Below are 20,264 nucleotides of genomic sequence, written 5' to 3' on the forward strand. Positions count from 1 at the left end.
CAGATTGAAGCTCTCAACCTTAAGGCAAACCATGGCGAACGAAGGGCAAACAAGCCGTCAGGGCCTCGAAGGATTGACCGCCGCGGCCACTAATGCCGCGAAAACAAATCCGGCCGGCGGCAAGGGCCTTCCACCCGTGCATTTATGGAATCCGCCGTTCTGCGGCGATCTCGATATACGAATCGGCGGCGACGGCACATGGTACTATATGGGAACACCGATCGGCCGGCCGGCGCTGGTGCGGCTGTTCTCCACCATCCTGAAACGCGAAGACGGCAAGCATTTCCTGGTGACGCCGGTGGAGAAGGTCGGCATCCGCGTCGACGATGCGCCCTTCCTTGCGGTCGAGATGCAAAAGGATGGGGACGCGCGCGGGCGGCTGCTCAGGTTCCGCACCAATGTCGACGACTGGGTCGATTGCGACGCCGCGCACGGCCTTCGTTTCGAGCCGGGCAATGACGGCGGGCTCATGCCCTATCTGCATGTCCGCGCCGATCTCTGGGCCAAGGTCACCCGTCCGCTCTACTACGATCTGGTTGACATGGGGGAAGAGCGGATGGTCGATGGTCATCCGATGTTCGGAATCGAGTCCGGCGGCGCATTCTTCGCGATGGCGGATGCGAAAGAGGTGAGGGACGCGCTTTGAACGAGCCGATGCTGAAGACGGAGCCGGCGACGATCAGCTCGGCGGAGTTTTTCGCGCGCAGCCATGCGCGGCTGAATTTCGACGTCCCGCCCGGCCTGGTCGATCCGAATATCATTCCGAGGACCGGCGACTCCGGCAATGACCGCATGCTCGAGATCGTCGCGCACGAACAGCCGGTGCGGCCCGCCGCGGTGCTGATCCCGGTGGTCGACCGCGATGAGCCGACGGTGCTGCTGACGCAGCGCTCGGAGCATTTGAGCAGCCATGCCGGCCAGATCTCATTCCCCGGCGGCAAGATCGACGCGACGGATGCCTCTCCGCTCGATGCCGCGCTGCGCGAGGCCAATGAGGAAGTCGGGCTCACGCGCGACTTCATCGAGCCGCTCGGCTATCTCGATCTCTACGGCACGGCATTTGGTTTTCGTATCCTGCCGACGGTGGCGCGGGTGAAGCCCGGCTTCAGGCTCAAGATCAACGAGGGTGAAGTCGTCGACGCGTTCGAGGTCCCGCTTTCGTTCCTGATGAACCCGGCGAACCATCAGCGCCACAGCAAGGAATTCCGCGGCATCGAGCGCTCCTATTATGCGATGCCCTTTGCCGAACGTTACATCTGGGGCGCGACCGCCGGGATCCTGCGCGTATTGTACGAACGGATCTACCTGCCATGATCCGTCCGGTATTGACCGAGATCGGAATCTTCCTCATCCCTTTCGCAGTCTATGCCGTGTTCCTCATTGCAACGCGCTCCGGCGTCTTGGCGAAATCTTCCTGGCCTTTGCCTTTGATTGCGAAGCTGGTGCTGGGTGCGCTGCTGCTGGTCGTGGTCAGTTTCGTGCTGCTCGCCCATTTCTCTGGTGCGCCGCCGAATTCGACCTATGTCCCCGCTCATATCGAGAATGGCAAGCTCGTGCCCGGAGTTGAGAAATGACGCATGCACGCGCGCTGGAGCAGGCGCCTTGGCTGAGATCGGGACCCACAGCACGCGTGCTCGCGTTGCTTAACGCAGACGGTGAGGAAGCGCGTGTGGTCGGCGGCGCGGTGCGCAACGCGCTGCTGCACAGGCCGATCGGCGACATCGATCTCGCGACCACGGCAGTCCCTGAGGAGGTGATGCGCCGCGCCAAGGCCGCAGGAATCAAGAGCGTGCCGACCGGCATCGAGCATGGCACGGTGACGCTGGTCGTCGACAAGCATCCGTTCGAGGTCACGACCCTGCGCGAGGATACCGAAACCTATGGCCGCAAGGCCAAGGTCGCATTCGGCCGCGACTGGGCGCGCGATGCCGAGCGGCGCGACTTCACCATCAACGGCCTTTCGGTCGATGCAGCCGGCGTGGTGCACGACCATGTCGGCGGGCTCGACGATATCGCCGCTCGCCGCGTGCGCTTCATCGGCGATCCCGGTCAGCGCATCGCCGAGGACTACTTGCGCATCCTGCGCTTCTTTCGCATGCATGCGGCCTACGGCGCCGGCGATCCCGATCGCGCCGGCTATCTTGCCTGCATCGCCGGCCGTGCCGGCCTGGCACAGCTTTCGGCGGAGCGCGTGCGCATGGAAGTGCTCAAGCTCGTGGTCGCCGACGGCGCGGTGACCGCGGTCACCGCGATGGCCGATGGCGGCCTGCTGCAGATGATCCTGGGCAGCGTCGGCTATACCGGGCCGTTCGCAGTCATGATCGCGGCCGAGCGCGAGCTCGGGCTCGAGGCGAGCGCGGTGCGCCGGCTCGGTGCGCTGGCGCTTGCCATCACCGAGGACGCAAGGCGCGTTGCCTCCAAGCTGCGGCTCACCAATGCCGAGGCGAAGGCGCTGGAAGCGATGGCGGATCGTTGGTGGCAGCTCGCCGGCATCGACGAGGCGGCGGCACGCCGCTGGCTCTACCGTCTCGGTGAGGCGGCCTATCTCGACCGGATGATGCTGGCCTGGGCGCGGATGAGCGATGGCCACGACATTGCTCGTTGGCGCGAACTGGCGCGCCTGCCGCAGCGCTGGCAGGCGCCGAAATTTCCGCTGAAGGCGGCCGATTTCATCGCGCGCGGGATTGCCGAGGGACCGGCGCTCGGCCATGTGCTGGCTGAGGCCGAGCAGGCGTGGCTCGCCGCGGAATTTCCGCTCGACCACGCGGCGCTCGCGGCGATCGCCGACGAGACGGTCGCCCGTTTCACCCACGACCACCGATTGTGATGCCGCCGCGATCACGGGCGGTATCGTGATGATCTCATTGGTGCTGAAGTAATGCCGTAGCCCGGGTGGAGCGCAGCGTAACCCGGGGACGGTCTTCAGCATCGATGGAGCTGTCCCGGGTTGCGCTACGCTCCATCCGGGCTACGAAGCTCCTTACTGCGACTGAGCGCCAAGCTCCGACGGCAGTAGCTTAAGCGACCTTGCCCTTGCGGTGATCGTCTTCGTCCTCATCGTCGTCTTCTTCCTCGTCGTCGTCTTCTTCGTCTTCCTCGTCGTCGTCCTCTTCCTCGTCATCGGGATTGGCGGCTTCGAGGACGGCAACGGGAAGCGTTTCCCGAAACAGATCGCCGTCGATACCCATCCAAACACACTCGACAGAGTCCTCGTTCACTTCCGCCACCGTAATCGGGTGCCCGCCCGATTTCAGCATCACCACATCGCCTGGTTTCAGTTCCATGGTCCACCCATCCTTCGCGTTGATCGACGCGCCGGCACGTTACAGAGCTGTCATGACAGTCCGATCACGAAGGAACGTCCCCACAGGATTTTGACGGGGATTGATCTGCGCGGCGAAGCGCGGGCGCCGTTACCGGTCTGCGCCGGGAAGCAGTTCCGTCAGGGAGCGGATGATGCGATTCGGCCTGACGGTCGATCCCGTGGGAAGACCATCCCCGTGCACGTCGATCCAGATCGCGTAAATGCCGAGCCGTTGCGGTGCGACGACCTCCCATTCCAGATTGTCGCCGATCATCCAGGTGTCCGCTGCGCTGACGCCGAGCGCATCCATGGCGTGCAGATAAGCGCGCTCTTCCGGCTTGCCGAAGCCGTGCTCGCCTTCGATCTGGATGTGATCGAAGCGGTGCGTCAGTGCGAAGCGCTCGATCTTGGCGCGTTGCATCAGCGCAGCGCCGTTGGTGACAAGCGCGAGCTTGATGCCGAGCGACCGCAGCCCGTCTATGGCGTCGTGCGCGCCGGGAAAGACAAAGATGCTTTCCTCGCGAAACGTCGTGAAGCGGTCGGCGATCCGGACCGCGAGGTCGTCTGAAAGGGGCGGGTGGCCGCTTGCGCGAAGCGTGGCGAAGCCGCCCCTGACCGTTTCGCGGCGCGCTTCCTCGAGTTTCAGGCGCCAGATCGGCTCCGCCGTGGACCAGAATTTCCGGGCGAAAGCGAGGATCGCGGCGGCAACGATCGGCGGATCCAGTGGCGCCAACTCATCGGCGAATTCGGCCGCGATCGTGTTCCAGGCGATCTCGGGCCGGGCATAGGCCGACAGGATGGTGTCGTCCATGTCGATCAGCATGGCGCGGGGGAGTTTGGTCACGATGGCGATCTCACGGCCATTTGGCATGCGGCGGCATCGACGACAGGATCGAGTCGACATTGCCGCCGGTCTTCAGGCCGAAAATCGTGCCGCGGTCGTAGAGCAGATTGAACTCGACATAGCGGCCGCGCCGGACCAGTTGCTCCTCGCGATCGTCGGCGGTCCATGCCGTCGCAAAATTGCTCCTGACCAGTTCGGGATAGATCTTCAGGAACGCGCGACCGACATCCTGGGTGAAGGCGAGGTCGGCGTCCCAGTCGCCGCTATCGTGCCAATCGTAGAAGATGCCGCCGATGCCGCGCGCCTCCTTGCGGTGCGGCAGGTAGAAATAGTCGTCGCACCATTTCTTGTATTTTTCATACGGCGCGATCCGCGCATGCGCATCGCAGGCCGACTGCATCGCGGCATGGAAGGCGAGCGCATCCGGATCGTCCTGCGTGCGCCGCCGGTCCAGCACCGGCGTGAGGTCGGCGCCGCCGCCGAACCACGCCTTGGTGGTGACGACGAAGCGGGTGTTCATATGCACCGCCGGCACGTTCGGATTGTGCAGATGCGCGATCAGCGAGATGCCCGAGGCCCAGAAGCGCGGATCATCCGCCGCACCCGGGATCTGGGCGCGGAATTCGGGAGCGAACTCGCCATGCACGGTCGAACAGTGCACGCCGACCTTCTCGAACAAGCGCCCACGCATCATCGCCATCACGCCGCCGCCGCCGGGCTTGCCGGTGTGGTCGGTGCGTTCCCACGGCGTGCGCACGAAGCGCCCGGCTTCGCCTGGATAGAGCCAAGCAGGCGCGTCATCCTCCAGCCGCTCAAACGCCGCGCAGATATTGTCGCGCAGTATTTCAAACCAGGTTTTCGCGCGCGCCTTGCGCTGTTCGATGGCGGATTTGTCCATGCTCAAGCTTCCGGTCCGAAATAGGTGCAGCTCTCGTTGCAACTGTCGCGGTGCACGCTGACGCGGGTGACCTTGCCCGCATGCTGCACCCGTTCGAAGATGAATCGCGACAGGTTTTCAAGGGTGGGCAGTCCAAGCGCCTCGATATTGTTGAGGAACTTGTGGTCGAGCGTCTTCTGCACCTCGGCGATGCGGCGTTCGAGGAGGCCGAGGTCAAGCACCATCCCGGTCGCTGGGTCCGGTGTCCCGCGCACCGTCACTTCCGCACGAAACGAATGGCCATGGATCTCCTGGCTGCTCGCGCCAAGGGTCGTTCCGGAGAGCGCATGCGCCGCCTCGAAGCGGAACGATTTCGTCAATTCCCACATCCTGAAAGTCCAACTCCTATCTGATGCCCAGCGTCTTGTGCGTCTGCACGCTCAGCCGCCATTGCGGGTGTTGCAAGCAATACTCGACCGCGCGCGCGGTGTTTTGAATCGCATCAGGCCCATCCATCGGCTGCAGCGAGAAGCGCTCGAAATCCAGATCGACGAAGCGCTCCGGCGCGGCATCCTGCTGCGGATAGACCAGCTTCAACTCATTCCCCTTCCGCACCACGAGTTCCGCGCCGGCCTTCGGGCTGACGCAGACCCAGTCCAGCCCGTCCGGCGGTGTGATCGTGCCATTGGTCTCGACGCCGATGGCAAAGCCGCGCGCATGCAGCGCATCGATCAACTCGGCGTCGACCTGCAGCAGCGGCTCGCCACCGGTCAGCACAACATAGCGGCCGACGTTATCGCCCGTCCATTGCGCGGCGATGATGTCGGCAAGTGCTGCGGCACTCGCATAGCGGCCGCCGAGTGTGCCGTCGGTGCCGACAAAATCGGTGTCGCAGAATTGGCAGGTTGCGCTGGCGCGGTCCTGCTCGCGGCCGCTCCAGAGGTTGCAGCCGGCAAAGCGGCAGAACACCGACGCACGGCCGGCATGCGCGCCTTCGCCCTGCAGGGTCAGAAAAATCTCCTTGACCGCGTAGCTCACGGAATCTCCTTCAGCTCAGGCTGCGGGTCTGCCGCAAGGCCTCGCCGATCGCCATCGCCGCTGACATCGCGACATTGAGCGAGCGCATGGGCGGCTTGATCGGGATCACCAGCCGTGCATCGGCCGCTGCCGCCACCGCGTCGGTCACCCCAGCGGATTCGCGCCCGAAGATGAGTATATCGGAAGCGGCATAGCGAAAATCGAGGTAGGAACCGGCGACCTTGGTCGTGAACAGGATCAGCCGATAGCCGGCCTCGCGGCGCCATTCCTCGAATTTCGTCCAGGAATCATGGCGCATCAAACGGACGTGGTCGAGATAGTCCATTCCCGCCCGGCGGAAATGCCGGTCGGAGGTCGGGAAGCCTGCCGGTTCGATGATATGGGCCGCCACATCCAGGCAGGCGCACAGCCGCAGGATGGTGCCGGTGTTCTGTGGGATATCGGGCTGGAAGAGCGCGATCTGCATGGCCGTGGCGCTGGGTTAGCTACCGACGAAATGTCTCAAGAAAACAACGTTCGTCGCTCATTTAGTGCATTGCACGCCTGCGAGCCGATAGCGGGCTTGCGCTCGTCCGGCAAGGGTGCCAATAGAACGATTCTGGACTGCTATTCCGCCAGTAGGGAGGAGGGATAGTGGTTTTCTGCCGCCGCGGGGGGCCGCGGGCGCCGGCAGACCTCCCGGTTGCAATGGGCGCCACCGGGGCGGTTCCACCGGCTGCAGACAAGGAAAGGGCTTGGAATCGTGACGACAGCGTCTTCGGCGGACCATCCGACACGCCGTGATTTCCTTTATGTTGCAACGGGTGCTGCTGCTGCGGTGGGTGTAGCGGCGACGGTTTGGCCGCTCATCGACCAGATGAATCCGGACGCGGCGACCATCGCCGCCGGTGCGCCGATCGAGGTCGATCTGACGCCGATCGCCGAGGGGCAGGACATCAAGGTGTTCTGGCGCGGCAAGCCGATCTATATCAGCCACCGCACCAAGAAGCAGATCGACGAGGCGCGCAGCGTTCCGCTCTCGAGCCTGCCCGACCCGCAGACCGATGAGGCCCGGGTCAAGTCCGGCCATGACCAATGGCTGGTCGTGATCGGCATCTGCACCCATCTCGGCTGTATCCCGATCGCCCATGAGGGCAATTACGACGGATTTTTCTGCCCCTGCCATGGCTCGCAATACGACACCTCCGGTCGTATCCGCCAGGGGCCTGCGCCCGCCAATCTGGCGGTGCCGCCGTATCAGTTCGTTTCCGACACCAAAATCCAGATCGGCTAAGTCTCGGCCCAGCCCGAGGCTTCGACCGATCGCGTCGTCTTTACTTCTCAGGATCGCATCAATGAGCGGACCATCCGATTTTCAGCCGACCAATCCCGCCTTGAGGTGGATCGAGCGGCGACTGCCGATCTTCGGCCTCATGCACTCCTCCTTCGTGGCCTATCCTACGCCGCGCAACCTCAACTATTGGTGGACCTTCGGCGCCATTCTCTCGATGATGCTGGCGGTGCAGATCCTGACCGGCGTGATCCTGGCGATGCACTATACGCCGCATGCCGATCTTGCCTTCCGCTCGGTCGAGCTGATCGTGCGTGACGTCAACTACGGCTGGCTACTCCGCAACATGCACGCCTGCGGCGCGTCGATGTTCTTCTTCGCCGTCTACATCCACATGTTCCGCGGCCTTTACTACGGGTCGTACAAGGAGCCGCGCGAGGTGCTGTGGATCCTCGGCGTCATTATCTATCTCTTGATGATGGCGACCGGCTTCATGGGTTACGTGCTGCCGTGGGGCCAGATGAGCTTCTGGGGCGCCACCGTCATCACCAACCTGTTCTCCGCCGTGCCCTATTTCGGCGAGAGCATCGTGACGCTGTTGTGGGGCGGCTACGCCGTCGGCAACCCGACGCTGAACCGCTTCTTCTCGCTGCACTATCTGTTGCCCTTCGTGATCGCCGGCGTCGTCGTGCTGCACGTCTGGGCGCTGCATGTGGCGGGTCAGAACAACCCGGCCGGCGTTGAGGCCAAGACCGAGAAGGACACGGTCGCCTTCACGCCCTACGCGACGATCAAGGACCTGTTCGGGGTCTCCTGCTTCCTGATCTTCTATTCCTGGTTCATCTTCTACATGCCGAACTATCTCGGCGATGCCGAGAACTACGTTCCGGCGAATCCCGGCGTGACGCCGGCGCATATCGTGCCGGAATGGTATTACCTGCCGTTCTACGCCATCCTGCGTTCGATCCCGAACAAGCTTGCGGGTGTGATCGCGATGTTCTCGGCGATCATTATCCTCTGCTTCCTGCCCTGGCTCGACAGTGCCAAGACCAGGTCGTCGAAGTACCGTCCGCTGGCCAAGCAGTTCTTCTGGATGTTCGTCGTCGTCTGCGTCCTGCTCGGCTATCTCGGCGCGCAGCCGCCGGAAGGCATCTATGTGATCGCCGGCCGCATCCTGACGGTCTGCTACTTCGCCTACTTCCTGATCGTGCTGCCGCTGCTCTCGCGGATCGAGACGCCGAGGCCGGTACCGAACTCGATCGCCGACGACGTGCTGGCGAAGACGGGCAGCAAGGCCGCGCCGATGGTCTCGACCGTGATCGCAATCATGGTTGCGGGCGGGCTCTTGGTCGGCGGTGCGCAAAGCGCCAAGGCCGAGGGGGGCGAGGTGGCACCGCCGGCGCAGAAGTGGTCGTTCTCGGGCCCTTTTGGCAAGTTTGACCGCGGCGCGGTGCAGCGCGGGTTGCAGGTGTACAAGGAGGTCTGCGCGACCTGCCACAGCCTGTCCTTCGTCGCGTTCCGCAACCTCGCCGATCCCGGCGGCCCCGGCTATTCGACGGCCCAGGCCGCCGCGTTCGCCTCCGAATACAAGATCAAGGACGGCCCGAACGACCAGGGCGAGATGTTCGAGCGTCCGGGCCGGCCGGCCGACTACTTCCCGTCGCCGTTCCCGAACGAGCAGGCGGCCCGTGCGGCCAACGGTGGTGCGGCTCCGCCGGACCTGTCGCTGATCACCAAGGCCCGTTCCTACAAGCGCGGCTTCCCCCTGTTCCTGATCGACTTCTTCACCCAATATCAGGAGCAGGGTCCGGATTACGTTGATGCGATCCTGCAGGGTTTTGAGGAGAATCCGCCGGCCGGCGTGACCATCCCCGAGGGCTCCTACTACAACAAGTACTTCCCGGGCCACGCCATCAAGATGCCGAAGCCGCTGAGCGACGGTCAGGTCGCCTACACCGACGGTTCGCCCACCACGGTCGCGCAATATGCCCACGACGTCACGACCTTCTTGATGTGGACCGCGGAGCCACATATGGAAGCGCGCAAGCGGCTCGGGCTTCAGGTGTTCGTGTTCCTGATCCTGTTCTCGATCCTGATGTACTTCACCAAGAAGAAGGTCTGGGCCAACGCCCACTGATCGCGCTTTCGGCAACGTGATTTGAAAAAGCCCCCGCGGGGGCTTTTTTGCTGCCGCGATTGCGTCACGCGCGGTGAGCCGCCACAATGGCCGCCAATCTCCCCCTAAACATTCCGGAGGAATTCATGGGCACCACCATCACTTTCAAACGTCCGGACGGCAAGGACGCCAACGGTTACCTCGCCAACGCGGCGCGCGGCGATGCACCGGGCGTGGTCGTGATCCAGGAATGGTGGGGCCTGCAGGACCAGATCAAGGGCATGTGCGACCGTTTCGCGCGCGCCGGCTTCGACGCGCTGGCGCCTGATCTCTATAAGGGTACGGTGGTGCCGTATCACGACACCGATGCCGCGGGTCGCGAGATGAACTCGCTCGACTTCATGGACGCCACCACGCAGACCGTGCGCGGCGCCGCGCAATACCTGGCGCGGAACGGCGCCAAGGTCGGCCTCACCGGCTTCTGCCTCGGCGGCGCGGTGACCATCATCGGCGCCACCAAGATTCCGGAACTGACTGCCGGTGTCGTGTTCTACGGCATCCCGCCGGAGCAGGCGGCAAAGCCGGCCGACGTGAAGATCCCGCTGCAGGCGCATTTCGCCAACAAGGACGATTGGTGCACGCCGCAACTGGTCGACGCCTTCGAGAAGGCCATGAAGGCCGCCGGCAAGTCGCTCGAGCTATTCCGTTATGACGCCGAGCACGCCTTCGTCAACGAGCAGCGCATGTCGGTCCATGACCGCCAGGCCGCCGAACTCGCCTGGGGAAGGGCAACGGAGTTCTTCAAGAAACATCTGGGCTGATCTTGCCCGTCCGCTTGTCGGAAAAGAGGGCGGAGCGATGAGGCGGCGAGGCCCTCACCGACCGCGAACTTCTCGCTGGAGAGGCCGGGATGAAAGTCTTTTGCACGGGCGCATCGGGCTATATCGGCGGATCGGTTGCGGCTCATCTTGTCGCCGCCGGACATCATGTGACCGGACTGGTTCGCTCCCTGGAAAAAGCCGATGCGGTTCGCATCCACGGCATCCAGCCGCTGTTCGGAACGCTGGATGACAAGGAATGTCTGGTGCAAGCGGCGCAAGCCGCTGACATCGTTATCAATGCGGCCAGTGCCGATCACAAGCGTGCCGTCGTTGCCCTGACCGGCGCTCTGGCTGGAACGGGCAAGCTGTTTATACATACCTCCGGATCGAGCATTGTCGGCACGCGTGCCAAGGGCCACCGATCCGACGAGATCTTCGACGAAGATACGCCGATCACCCCGTCGCCAGCCCGCGCAGCACGGGTTGCGCTCAACGAATACATTCTCTCTCACCGCGAGAAGGGTAGCCATCCGGTCATCATCTGTCCGAGCCTGATCTACGGTCTCGGTCATGGCGCCGAACCGCACAGCATGCAGGTCCCCCTGCTCATCTCCCTTGCCAGAAAGCGTGGTTGTGCGGCCTATGCCGGGCCCGGCGAGAACGTCTGGTCAAACGTCCACATCGACGACCTGGTGACGCTCTACGCACTCGCCATCGAGAAGGCCCCGGCCGGGGCTTTCTATTTCGCCGAGAACGGCGAGAACTCGATGCGCGAAATCTGCGAGGCCATCAATACCATGCTGGGGTTTGATCGGCCGCCGTCGGCGATGTCGATGGAAGAGGCTGCCTCCGAATGGGGGGAGGGCGTCGCCGAGGACACGATGGGCTCGAACAGCCGGGTGCGAGGCGTGCGTGCGCGGCGGCAACTCGACTGGGAGCCGAAGGCCCGCGATCTGCTCGAAGAGATCGAACAGGGGTGTTATCGGTAACCGGAATCCGAGAGACGATTGTCAGACCGTTCCTTTGCGGATCCCGTCCCACCACGGGCAGGTGCCCGACATCAGCTTGTAATTGCCCTGCATCACCTGCACCGGCGCGCGGCGGCCTTGGGCGGCGGCGTGCATCCGCATCTCGCGGGCGAGCTCGCGGTCCCTAGCCGGCAGCCAGACGCGCTCATGACCCCACAGGCTCGGACCGTCCTGCATCTCGTAAGGCTGCCACGTCGCCGGATCGATCTCGCGGCCGCCCCAGCCGCATTCGATCATGAAGGATGACGGCGTCCTCGCGTAGAACGAGGTCATGAAGTCGTTGGTGTGGCGGCCGAGCGAGGTGCCGATGCGATCGGGCTGGCTCAGCGCCACGTCGTAAGCTTGCCCAACATCGTCGAGCGAGAACATCTCGACCATCAGATGATGCATGCCACTCTTCCCGGTCTCGATCAGCGCCAGACTATGATGGCGCGGGTTGACGTGGAAGAAATAGGCGCGAAACGGCTTCAGGATGTAGTCGGAAAGCCCGAAGCCGAGCACGTCGACATAGAACGCCAGCATCGGATCGATGCGCTCGACCGTCAGCACGGCGTGCCCGAGCCCGAGCGGTCCGGTGCGGAAGCCCGATATCGCGCGGCCCGGCTTGAACGGCGCGGCATCGACCTCGGCGCCATAAAACGCTTCCAGCCGGTTGCCTTCGGGATCGTGGAAGGAGATCAGGCCGCGCACATGCCTGGCATCGGCGAGCGCTTGCGGCTCGGCGGTCACCGCGACGCCGGCTTGCTCGAGCCGGGCGGCGAGCTCATCCAGTGCCGCCGCATCCGCCACCTCCCAGCCGAAGAAGCGCGATCCTTCCGGAGCGGCGCGATCGATCACGATGCGTTGTTTGCGATCGTCCATCCGGAAGGCGAGCAGGGAGTTGCCGCGCTCGACCGCCTGCAGGCCGACGAGCGCGGTGCCGAATTCCCGCCAGTCGTCGAGCTCGGCCGCGCCGAACCCGGCATATCCGAGACCCAATAGCCCCATATGCGCCTCCCTTGTTGTCCATCGGGGGTTGGCCTGCCCTTCTTGGGAATCGAACTTACGCGAATTCGCAGGCCTTCAAACCCCAAAGATGGGTTTTTGAGCAGGCCGCCGGCAGTGCCCATCCCTTGACATCGCTCCCGCCGGGTGGTGTTTAGCGGGTTATGAGCACCGTTGCCCGCCCATCCTGTCTTTGGTGGCCCACCTCCTCATAGGTGGCCGGTGCGATTTCATTTAAAATATCGTCGAAGGTCGCCATCGCAGTGCGACGGTCCCTTCGGTTGTCCTGTGTGGTGCTCCCTCGTTAAGTCTCGTAAGAGGAACACATGAACAGGACAGTCTTCTCCCTGCCGGCGAAAAGCGAGTACCGCACCAGTGGCGGGCTTGCGGTCACCCGTGTGGTCGAACAGTTCACCGGCAATGCCGGCCGCCTCGATGACCTCATTGATCTGCTCGACCGCCGCCGCGGCGTCGTGCTGTCCTCGGGCACAACCGTGCCCGGGCGCTACGAGAGTTTCGATCTCGGCTTCTCCGACCCGCCGCTGGCACTGGAGACGTCAGGCACGAACTTCTCGCTAGCAGCGCTGAACAAGCGTGGCGAGGTGCTGATCGCCTTCCTCGGCGACGTCCTGCGTGAGCCCTGCATCGTCATCACCCAAAAGAGCGCGGCGCGCCTCGCCGGCCATATCATCCGCGGCGAAGCCCCAATCGAAGAAGACCAGCGCACCCGGCGCGCCAGCGTGATGTCGCTGGTGCGCGACCTCATGGCGGCCTTCTCGTCCAATGCGGATCCGCTGCTCGGCCTGTTCGGCGCCTTCGCCTACGACCTCGTGTTCCAGATCGAGGACCTCGTGCAGAAACGGCCGCGCGAGGCCGACCAGCGCGACATCGTGCTGTACGTGCCCGATCGGCTGCTCGCCTATGACCGCGCCACCGGCCGCGGCGTGGTGCTGACTTACGATTTCGCCTGGAACGGCAAGTCGACCGAGGGCCTGCCGCGCGAGACCGCCGAGAGCCGTTACGTCAAGACGGATCGGCAAGGTTTTGCGGATCACGCGCCCGGCGAGTATCAGGCGACCGTGGAGGTCGCGCGCGCGGCGTTCGCCCGCGGCGATCTGTTCGAGGCGGTGCCCGGCCAGCTCTTCGCCGAGCCCTGCGAGCGTTCCCCGGCGGAAGTGTTTCAGCGGCTGTGCCGCATCAACCCGTCGCCCTATGGCGCGCTGATGAATCTGGGCGAGGGCGAATTCCTGGTGTCGGCTTCGCCGGAAATGTTCGTCCGCTCCGACGGCCGGCGCGTGGAGACCTGTCCGATCTCGGGCACAATCGCCCGCGGCAGCGATGCGATCGGCGATGCCGAGCAGATCCGCCAGCTCCTGAACTCGGAGAAAGACGAGTTCGAGCTCAACATGTGCACCGATGTCGACCGCAACGACAAGGCGCGCATATGCGTGCCCGGCACCATCAAGGTGCTGGCGCGCCGCCAGATCGAGACCTACTCAAAACTGTTCCATACGGTCGATCACGTCGAGGGCATGCTGCGTCCGGGCTTCGACGCGCTCGATGCCTTCCTCACCCATGCCTGGGCGGTGACCGTGACCGGCGCGCCGAAATTGTGGGCGATGCAGTTCGTGGAAGACCACGAGCGCTCGCCGCGGCGCTGGTATGCCGGCGCGATCGGCTGCGTGAATTTCGACGGCAGCATCAATACCGGGCTCACCATCCGCACCATCCGCATGAAGGATGGGCTGGCGGAGGTTCGCGTCGGCGCCACCTGTCTGTTCGATTCGGACCCGGCGGCCGAAGACCGCGAATGCCAGGTGAAGGCCGCAGCCCTGTTCCAGGCGTTGCGTGGCGATCCGCCGAAGCGGCTCTCCAGCATTGCCCCCGATGCCACCGGCTCCGGCAAGAAGGTGCTTCTGATCGACCACGACGACAGCTTCGTGCATATGCTGGCGGATTATTTCCGCCAGGTCGGCGCCGCCGTCACCGTGGTCCGGCACATCCATGCCCAGGAGATGCTGAAGCAGAAGAGCTGGGACCTGCTGGTGCTCTCGCCCGGTCCGGGGCGGCCGGAGGATTTCGGGATCGGAAAGACCATCGGCACCGCGATCGAGAAGAAGCTGCCGATCTTCGGCGTGTGCCTGGGCGTGCAGGCGATCGGCGAATATTTCGGCGGCCAGCTTGGCCAGCTCGGCCAGCCCGCCCATGGCCGCCCCTCGCGCATCCAGGTGCGGGGCGGCCGGTTAATGCAAAATTTGCCGAACGAGATCGTGATTGGCCGCTACCATTCGCTTTATGTCGAGCGCCAGAGCGTGCCTGATGTATTGTCGGTGACGGCGACCACGGAGGACGGCATCGCGATGGCGATCGAGCACAAGACCTTGCCGGTCGGCGGCGTGCAGTTCCATCCGGAATCGCTGATGTCGCTCGGCGGCGAGGTGGGCCTGCGCATCGTGGAAAACGCGTTCCGGCTGGATGCGGAGGCGAATTGAGGGGACCGGTCATTGCGAGCGAAGCGAAGCAATCCATATCTCCACCTGCGGAGACATGGATTGCTTCGTCGCTATCGCTCCTCGCAATGACGGTGGAGACACGAAAGCGAGACAGCAATGACATTTGACCTCGACCTGAAGGCCGCCGTTCGTACCATTCCGGACTATCCGAAGCCCGGCATCCTGTTCCGCGATATCACCACGCTGCTTGCGGACGCCCGCGCGTTCCGACGGGCGGTGGATGAATTGGTGCATCCATGGGCTGGCTCGAAGATCGACAAGGTCGCCGGCATCGAGGCCCGCGGCTTCATCCTCGGCGGCGCGGTGGCGCACCAGGTCTCCGCCGGCTTCGTGCCGATCCGCAAGAAGGGCAAGCTGCCGCACACCACAGTGCGGATCGCCTATTCGCTGGAGTACGGCCTGGACGAAATGGAGATGCATGCCGATGCCGTGCATCCCGGCGAGCGCGTGATCCTGGTCGATGATCTCATCGCCACCGGCGGCACCGCGGAGGGTGCGGTTAAGCTCCTGCGCCAGATCGGTGCCAACGTCGTCGCCGCCTGCTTCATCGTCGACCTGCCCGAACTCGGCGGCGCCGCCAAGCTGCGCGCGATGGATGTCCCGGTGCGGACGCTGATGGCTTTCGAAGGGCATTGACGCTGCCCTCGCGTAGAGGCCGTAGGGTGGGCAAAGCGAAGCGTGCCCACCATCGCGAGCGCGGTGCTGGATGGTGGGCACGGCGCCAGTGCGCCTTCGCCCACCCTACGGCACTGTAGCCCTACGGCTACGAAGCTACGACCGCTGCAGCATCACGCTTAGTTCGAGATCGCGGAAGATCGTGTAATTGCGCCGGATCCACTGATGCAACTCGGTGGACGAGTCCTTCTCGTGCCGGAGATAGCCGGTGAAGGAGAAGTTCAGCCGGTCGATATAGGTCTTCAGGAACACCGGCAGCGCGCTGAAGCGGAGCACCCGGCCTTGGCCCATGGCCGCGGGCAGTTCGCCGCGCACCACGAATTCGTTGTCAATGGTCATCAGCGCCCGCGGCGGGATCTGCTGGCGCAGCATCTCGTAGCTGCGTGCGGAGGCACGGTCGGTATCGGCGACGAACAGGATGACCGGCGCGACGTGGCGGCGCAGCGCTTCCTTCATGAAGCCGATTTCGTCGATCATCTTGAAGAATTCGTCGAAGGCGTGGTAGCCGAGGTCGATCACCTTCGCCAGCCCGTCATTGACGATCAGCCGGTCCATCAGCTGCATCTTGCCGTAGGTGTCGATGACATCTGCCGTCTCGGTGGTCCTGGGCAGGTAATCGAGCAGCGACGGCTCCTTCAGGTTGATGTCGAAGGACATCACATCGCCGTTCTTCAGCAGCAGAAATTCGCTCAAGAGCCGCGCGACCAGGGTCTTGCCGACCTGGGGGCGGGGCGAGCAAATGATGTAGACGGGCGTAGCTGACATCGCCTGCTATATCAGGCGATTTTCCTGCCTAATCCAGCCCCGCATCCCCCGGAGGCGCGACTATTTTTCGCCGCCGCGCGTCACCGACTTGGCACCGACCAGATCGGTCAGCTTGATGCGGTCGAACTCGCTCCAGACATTGGCGAGCCAGTGCCGGACATAGCCGCGGAGCACGAACGAATAGTTCGCGGCTTCGTCGTGCGGGCCCTTGTTGGCGACGAATTTGAGGAACGGGACGGAAGCGACCTCGACCTGCTCATAGGCCATCTCGTTCAGCTTCGGGATGGTCAGGTCGGTGGCATCCTTGATGCGGTGGAAATAGGAATTGTAGGTCGACTGGTCCCACTGGAAGAACTGGGTGTCGTTGATGAAGTTCTTCACCAGGAAGTATTTCGCGCCGTTCATGAAATTGGCGGTCTCGGCGATCTCGTCCAGCGAGGCGATCGAGGGACCGAGGATATGGAACACCGCGAAGGTGATCTGGCCGGACCGGGCCGCATCCAGGAAGCCGATGTCGCGGAGCGAGGCCAGCGCCGGCGATAGCAGGCCGGCGCGGACGTCGATCACGGTGACCATGGAGCCGGCGTTAAGCGTGTCGAAGATCTTCATCTGGTCCGCGGTCGTCGTCATGTCGACGATCTCAGTGATCTCAGGATGGAAGCGCTTCAGCGTTCCCCGCGGCGATTCGGTGTCGAAGGCCCGAGTCCCGACGTTGTTCGCGTTGAAATAATCCAGAAGCGTCCGAGATACGGTCGTCTTGCCGACCCCGCCCTTGTCCGCGCCCACTACAATCACGACTGGCTTTGCCATGGAAATCCCTTAAGACACGCCCCCGACCGCGAGGGCGCGATCGGCAAGTCCCCATTCCTGCTTTGGGCGCGAACATGGCAGAAACAAGGGAGAATTCAATTCCTTGAATGCCAAGTGACGCGTTTGGTAGGAATTTTCTTAATGAGTTGAAGGGCGTTAGGCCACAATCAAAAATGTCGGCCCCAAGGCCCCTGAAGCGGACCCTGACCAGGCTGTTGCTGCGACTGGCCGGCCGGCTCGGCTCCGTCGTCCCAGGGGCCGCGCGAAGGGCCGCGCGGAGCGGGAGGCGGAAGTTCGCCTTGTGCCGACGGTTCCTGTGCACCTTCTTCGGGACTAGCTGCGGGATCGTCCGGGAGGGCGATCGGCCCGGGATCATGGCCGCCGGCGAACTTCACCAATGCGTCCACCCGCGATTGTACCGAGGGATGGGTCGCAAACAGGTCGGCGAAGCCCTCCCGCGGATTGTCCACGCATAGTTCCATCACAGCCGAAGTCGCACCCGGCAATTCGCCGCGATTTTCGATCTTGCGCAGGGCCGAGATCATCGCATCGGGGTTCTTGGTCAGTTCCACCGACCCGGCATCCGCCAGATACTCGCGCGATCGCGACAGCGCCAGCTTGACGACCTGCGACAACAGCCACGCCGCCACGATCAGGACGATGGCGATGATGATCACGATGATCGCGCCGCCGCCCGAGCCCTTGCGATCGGACGAAGATGAGGAGGAGGATGATGACGACGACGACGACGAAGAGGAGGACGACCAGCCGCCGCTGGAATTCCAGGACAGGTTGGTGAACATCCGGAAGAACAGTTCGCCGAAGAAGCCGACCGCGCCGGCGATGATGACCGCGATCACCATCAACTGCACGTCGCCGTTGCGGATGTGGGTGAGTTCGTGGCCGAGCACGGCCTCGATCTCCTGGTCGTTCAACGCCTGCAACAGCCCCGTGGTGACCGTGACGGAATATTGGCGCCGGTTCAGCCCGCTCGCGAAGGCGTTCAGCGCAGGGCTGTTCATGATCTTCAGCTTCGGCATCGGGATGCCACGGGAGATGCAGAGATTTTCCAGGAGATTATAGAGCCGCGGCTCTTGCTGCCGCGTCACGCTCTCGCCGCCGGTGACGGCGTCGATCATGTTCTGGTGGAAGAAATACGCGATCACGATCCACAGCGCCGCGCCGATCGTGGCATAAGGGGAAGCCGAGATCAGGTCGTGCAGCGCCCGCGTCAGGTAATCGTCGACTGAGCGGCCGCCGTCGATCATGACCTCCGCGACCAGCGCGCCGGCATAGACCAGCACGTAGATCAGGACGAACAGCCCGGCGAGCAGAAGCATCGAACGAAACTTGTTCGACGCGATATGGGTGTAGAGACCGTAGGCGGCCATGATGGACGTCCGCTAACCACTGTCATTCCGGGGCGCGCGAAGCGCGAGCCCGGAATCCATCGTGCCGCGGGCGATGCGGTGAAATGGATTCCGGGCCTGCGCCTTGCGGCGCATCCCGGAATGACCGAGAAGATGCAGCGCCATCTCGCTCAGAACTTCACGCTCGGTGCGGTCTCGACTTCGGCGCGGCTGGCGCCGAGGTCGAAGAAATCCTTGCGGGTGAAGCCGAACATCCCGGCGAACAAAGCGGCCGGCATCTGCTGGATGCCGGTGTTGTATTCCTGGACCGCGTTGTTGAAGAAGCGGCGGCTGGCCGCGATCTTGTTCTCGAGGTCGGAGAGCTCGCTTGCGAGCTGCTGGAAATTGGCGTTGGCCTTCAGGTCCGGATAGGCTTCCGACAGCGCGATCAGGCGGCCGAGGGCGCCGCTTAGCTGGTTCTCGGCGGCGGAGACCTGCGCCGGTCCCTGCGCTGAGATCGCGGAGTTGCGCGCCTTGATCACATCATCCAGCGTGCCGCGCTCGTGCGACGCATAGCCCTTCACGGTCTCGACCAGGTTCGGCACCAGGTCGTGGCGCTGCTTGAGCTGGACGTCGATGTCGGCAAAGGCCTGGTTGACGCGCTGGCTCAGCGCCACCAAACGGTTGTAGGCGGCAAACGCAAACAGCACGAGGACGACGATGACGCCGAGAACGATCCAGCCGGTCGACATAAAAAAACTCCTGATGGGATCAACCCGCGAAACCTAGACGAAAATCGGCGCGCGCGTCGACCTGCCCCCAGCGGCAGGCATGTGTTGGTCGGATCGGGCAGGGAATTAGTTCAAGCGTTCGGCACGGCATCGCCCCATCGCCAGCGCCGGGCGTGGGCATAGTCGGCCTTGGCGCGGCGGGGGATCTTTGCAAACGAGAGGCCGGTCGGTGTGCAGAGCTTTGCAGTCACTTCCGCTTTGCCGACGACGGGTTGCGCCAGTACGCGGGACGGGCGGTTCGCGCTGGGTGTCCGCGTCAGCGCGACATAGGCAAACCGCTCGTCCTCGAACGGCACCTCCGCGCCCTTCACCTGCATGTGCGCGCGCGAGCGGGAGAGCCGCTGGCTGAAATGGCACCAGTCTGGCGCCTGAAGCGGGCATTGTTCGTCGTGCGGGCAGGGCGCTGCGACATGTGCGCCGGCCGCGATCAGTTCCGCCCGCAGCGCGATGATCCGCGCATAGCCCGCGGGCGTGCCGGGTTCGACGATCACAAGCGCCTCGCCCGCCTTTTCCCACATCAGGCGTGCGAGCGCGGCTCGCTCGGTCTCATCGATCTCGCCGACCATGTAGCTTGCGACGACAATATCCGCCCGTTCGGCGTCGGCGAGCAGCTTCCGCGCCGGCCCCAACTCATAGCGCGCGCCGCGCAGCCGCGTGCCGGCGAGCTCAAGCGCCAGTGCGCGCAAGCTGGCGTTGGCATCGAGCAGGGCGAAGCGTTGCAGCGACGAGAAGGCTTGCGCCGCCGCCCAGCTCGCCGTAGCCGGCCCGGCGCCGATATCGAGCAGCGACGTCGGCGCGAAATCCGGCCTGATTTCGACGAGCGCATTCAGGCTGGCGGCGACGGCCGCGTAGGTCGCGGGCATCCGCGCCAGCGCATAGGCGAGCGCATCGGTCTCTGATTTGATCGTGCCCGAGCCGCCGCCGTCGCGGTAGGTCCGCGAGATCGCGGCGGCGCGACTTGCTGCCTCATTGCGCGAAACCCCCTGCAGCCTCGCGTCGAGTGCCGCTTTCAGTTCGGCTGGAAGGTCGGGCGAGATCATTGTTGCCGTCATTGTTCTCCGTCATTCCGGGATGGTCCG

The 20,264-nt window shown here is 64.0% G+C and carries 22 protein-coding genes; 10 read left to right on the forward strand and 12 right to left on the reverse strand.

The window, feature by feature from the left end:
• Window positions 1–31: 31 nt before the first annotated feature.
• Genes AC5ZG1_RS37780 through AC5ZG1_RS37795 form a run of 4 tightly spaced genes read left to right on the forward strand, consistent with a single transcriptional unit; the run spans window position 32 to window position 2,827 of the window.
• Window positions 32–646, forward strand: a complete 615-nt coding sequence (locus AC5ZG1_RS37780) for a DUF1285 domain-containing protein (RefSeq protein ID WP_496135936.1) — start codon at window positions 32–34, stop codon at window positions 644–646.
• Window positions 647–654: 8 nt separating this feature from the next.
• A complete protein-coding gene (locus tag AC5ZG1_RS37785; RefSeq protein ID WP_496135937.1) occupies window positions 655–1,314 on the forward strand; it encodes a CoA pyrophosphatase in 660 nt (219 codons plus the stop codon).
• Window positions 1,311–1,574 (forward strand): DUF6111 family protein, encoded by a 264-nt coding sequence (locus tag AC5ZG1_RS37790; protein ID WP_028167463.1) that lies wholly within the window; start codon window positions 1,311–1,313, stop codon window positions 1,572–1,574. The genes AC5ZG1_RS37785 and AC5ZG1_RS37790 overlap by 4 nt, the downstream gene beginning before the upstream one ends.
• Window positions 1,571–2,827 carry a CCA tRNA nucleotidyltransferase gene (locus AC5ZG1_RS37795; RefSeq protein ID WP_496135938.1) on the forward strand — a complete coding sequence of 419 codons (1,257 nt, stop codon included), beginning with the start codon at window positions 1,571–1,573 and terminating at the stop codon, window positions 2,825–2,827. Before AC5ZG1_RS37790 ends, AC5ZG1_RS37795 begins: the two co-directional genes overlap by 4 nt.
• 190 nt (window positions 2,828–3,017) lie before the next feature.
• On the opposite strand, the gene AC5ZG1_RS37800 is transcribed toward AC5ZG1_RS37795, so the two are convergent.
• The 6 genes from AC5ZG1_RS37800 to AC5ZG1_RS37825 form a co-directional block, all read right to left on the reverse strand.
• Window positions 3,018–3,284, reverse strand: coding sequence for a YodC family protein (locus AC5ZG1_RS37800; RefSeq protein ID WP_130228185.1), 267 nt, complete (start codon window positions 3,282–3,284; stop codon window positions 3,018–3,020).
• Window positions 3,285–3,413: 129 nt separating this feature from the next.
• Entirely contained in the window at window positions 3,414–4,175 is a 762-nt protein-coding gene (locus AC5ZG1_RS37805; RefSeq protein ID WP_496135939.1) for an HAD family hydrolase, read from the reverse strand.
• Complete coding sequence (gene hemF, locus AC5ZG1_RS37810) at window positions 4,159–5,046, reverse strand: oxygen-dependent coproporphyrinogen oxidase (protein ID WP_496135940.1); 888 nt, start codon at window positions 5,044–5,046, stop codon at window positions 4,159–4,161. The genes AC5ZG1_RS37805 and hemF overlap by 17 nt, the downstream gene beginning before the upstream one ends.
• A 2-nt stretch (window positions 5,047–5,048) precedes the next feature.
• Window positions 5,049–5,414 (reverse strand): 6-pyruvoyl trahydropterin synthase family protein, encoded by a 366-nt coding sequence (locus tag AC5ZG1_RS37815; protein ID WP_496135941.1) that lies wholly within the window; start codon window positions 5,412–5,414, stop codon window positions 5,049–5,051.
• Between the two features lie 16 nt (window positions 5,415–5,430).
• Complete coding sequence (gene queE, locus AC5ZG1_RS37820; RefSeq protein WP_208821703.1) at window positions 5,431–6,063, reverse strand: 7-carboxy-7-deazaguanine synthase; 633 nt, start codon at window positions 6,061–6,063, stop codon at window positions 5,431–5,433.
• A gap of 10 nt (window positions 6,064–6,073) precedes the next feature.
• Window positions 6,074–6,529: a tRNA (cytidine(34)-2'-O)-methyltransferase gene (locus AC5ZG1_RS37825; RefSeq protein ID WP_496135942.1), complete on the reverse strand. Its 456-nt coding sequence runs from the start codon at window positions 6,527–6,529 to the stop codon at window positions 6,074–6,076.
• A 276-nt stretch (window positions 6,530–6,805) separates the two neighbouring features.
• Here AC5ZG1_RS37825 and petA point away from each other — a divergent pair, with 276 nt between their 5' ends.
• From petA to AC5ZG1_RS37845, 4 genes are all read left to right on the forward strand, one after another.
• Window positions 6,806–7,336, forward strand: coding sequence for a ubiquinol-cytochrome c reductase iron-sulfur subunit (petA, locus tag AC5ZG1_RS37830; RefSeq protein WP_028167454.1), 531 nt, complete (start codon window positions 6,806–6,808; stop codon window positions 7,334–7,336).
• A 61-nt stretch (window positions 7,337–7,397) separates the two neighbouring features.
• The gene (locus AC5ZG1_RS37835) at window positions 7,398–9,470 is read left to right on the forward strand and encodes a cytochrome c1 (RefSeq protein WP_496135943.1); all 2,073 of its coding nucleotides are present in this window, start codon (window positions 7,398–7,400) and stop codon (window positions 9,468–9,470) included.
• Between the two features lie 125 nt (window positions 9,471–9,595).
• Window positions 9,596–10,270 carry a dienelactone hydrolase family protein gene (locus tag AC5ZG1_RS37840; RefSeq protein WP_456646228.1) on the forward strand — a complete coding sequence of 225 codons (675 nt, stop codon included), beginning with the start codon at window positions 9,596–9,598 and terminating at the stop codon, window positions 10,268–10,270.
• Between the two features lie 89 nt (window positions 10,271–10,359).
• The gene (locus AC5ZG1_RS37845) at window positions 10,360–11,259 is read left to right on the forward strand and encodes an NAD-dependent epimerase/dehydratase family protein (RefSeq protein WP_496135944.1); all 900 of its coding nucleotides are present in this window, start codon (window positions 10,360–10,362) and stop codon (window positions 11,257–11,259) included.
• 21 nt (window positions 11,260–11,280) lie between these two features.
• On the opposite strand, the gene AC5ZG1_RS37850 is transcribed toward AC5ZG1_RS37845, so the two are convergent.
• Complete coding sequence (locus tag AC5ZG1_RS37850) at window positions 11,281–12,285, reverse strand: VOC family protein (RefSeq protein WP_496135945.1); 1,005 nt, start codon at window positions 12,283–12,285, stop codon at window positions 11,281–11,283.
• A gap of 323 nt (window positions 12,286–12,608) precedes the next feature.
• On the opposite strand from AC5ZG1_RS37850, the gene AC5ZG1_RS37855 reads away from it, so the two are divergent.
• Window positions 12,609–14,774 (forward strand): anthranilate synthase component I, encoded by a 2,166-nt coding sequence (locus AC5ZG1_RS37855; RefSeq protein ID WP_496135946.1) that lies wholly within the window; start codon window positions 12,609–12,611, stop codon window positions 14,772–14,774.
• A gap of 117 nt (window positions 14,775–14,891) precedes the next feature.
• Complete coding sequence (locus tag AC5ZG1_RS37860) at window positions 14,892–15,431, forward strand: adenine phosphoribosyltransferase (protein WP_028167448.1); 540 nt, start codon at window positions 14,892–14,894, stop codon at window positions 15,429–15,431.
• A gap of 135 nt (window positions 15,432–15,566) precedes the next feature.
• Here AC5ZG1_RS37860 and AC5ZG1_RS37865 read toward each other — a convergent pair whose 3' ends face one another.
• The 5 genes from AC5ZG1_RS37865 to AC5ZG1_RS37885 form a co-directional block, all read right to left on the reverse strand.
• Complete coding sequence (locus AC5ZG1_RS37865; protein WP_130228194.1) at window positions 15,567–16,235, reverse strand: P-loop NTPase family protein; 669 nt, start codon at window positions 16,233–16,235, stop codon at window positions 15,567–15,569.
• A 60-nt stretch (window positions 16,236–16,295) separates the two neighbouring features.
• The gene (locus AC5ZG1_RS37870; protein ID WP_130228195.1) at window positions 16,296–17,045 is read right to left on the reverse strand and encodes a P-loop NTPase family protein; all 750 of its coding nucleotides are present in this window, start codon (window positions 17,043–17,045) and stop codon (window positions 16,296–16,298) included.
• A gap of 167 nt (window positions 17,046–17,212) precedes the next feature.
• A complete protein-coding gene (locus tag AC5ZG1_RS37875; RefSeq protein ID WP_496135947.1) occupies window positions 17,213–18,436 on the reverse strand; it encodes a M48 family metallopeptidase in 1,224 nt (407 codons plus the stop codon).
• A gap of 149 nt (window positions 18,437–18,585) precedes the next feature.
• A complete protein-coding gene (locus AC5ZG1_RS37880; protein ID WP_028167444.1) occupies window positions 18,586–19,146 on the reverse strand; it encodes a LemA family protein in 561 nt (186 codons plus the stop codon).
• Window positions 19,147–19,256: 110 nt separating this feature from the next.
• Window positions 19,257–20,225 carry a small ribosomal subunit Rsm22 family protein gene (locus AC5ZG1_RS37885; protein ID WP_496135952.1) on the reverse strand — a complete coding sequence of 323 codons (969 nt, stop codon included), beginning with the start codon at window positions 20,223–20,225 and terminating at the stop codon, window positions 19,257–19,259.
• Window positions 20,226–20,264 lie beyond the last annotated feature (39 nt).

This window comes from Bradyrhizobium sp. Leo78 (genome assembly GCF_059512425.1).